Below are 699 nucleotides of genomic sequence, written 5' to 3'. Positions count from 1 at the left end.
CCTGCGGTTAATGGAACTATCGCGGAAAGCTTTCTAAGTCTCTCAGTCATTTACACAAGTTTTTATACTGAACCCTTTTTTTCGGCGATTTCCTAGCCTTTTTCTAAAACTTGTTAAATAATTTCACCATCCTGTAATATTTAAGGTAGAATAAAAACAGAGAATAAGGATGAGGATTATGTCAGAACACAACGACCACGTATACTTTGTTAATCAACTATACCGCGACTTCTTGTTGCCAACCATTTTAGGCGGAGACACGCCGGCGATTCTCTACTGGGCCGGCAAGCGGATCACCCGCAAATATGCCTTGAGTGAATTTGAAGACTTAAGCGAATTCTTCAAGATTGCTGAATTCGGCAATTTAACCATTGTCAAGGAGCGCCGCTCCTCAGTCATCTTCTCCTTGAGCGGGCAGCCAATCAGCGACCGCCTGGCCGCCGGCAGCCGGGAATTCTCCCTGGAAAGCGGAATGATCGCCGAAGCGGTTGAACAGAACCGAGGCCGGTCAGCTGAAGCCGAAATCGCCATCGACGACAAGAAAGAAACTGTTCAGATCACCGCCTTCTTCTAACAAGCAAATTCAGCAAGATAAAGAAAATACAAACGAAAAAGACCAGTGATATGACCCCCGAAATTAGGACACTAATTTCGGGGGTTATTTTCATGACTAAATACACTAAAGAAATCAAACTTGCT

1 protein-coding gene is annotated in these 699 nt (G+C 44.3%); it reads left to right on the top strand.

What is annotated here, in order from left to right; genetic code table 11:
* Nucleotides 1–178 precede the first annotated feature (178 nt).
* Nucleotides 179–574: a YslB family protein gene (locus tag FD23_RS08765; protein ID WP_052933728.1), complete on the top strand. Its 396-nt coding sequence runs from the start codon at nt 179–181 to the stop codon at nt 572–574.
* The last annotated feature ends 125 nt before the right edge of the window (nt 575–699 follow it).

The sequence above is a fragment of the Lactobacillus delbrueckii subsp. delbrueckii DSM 20074 = JCM 1012 genome, assembly GCF_001433875.1.
In the GTDB taxonomy this organism is placed as follows: Bacteria; Bacillota; Bacilli; order Lactobacillales; family Lactobacillaceae; genus Lactobacillus; species Lactobacillus delbrueckii.
The sequence above is the reverse complement of the archived record's forward strand: the minus strand, read 5'-3'. Positions and strand labels throughout refer to the sequence as shown.

What these genes read in the sequence shown, in the direction of transcription:
- FD23_RS08765 (WP_052933728.1), top strand. Translation starts at nt 179, where the DNA reads ATGTCAGAACACAACGACCACGTATACTTTGTTAATCAACTATACCGC.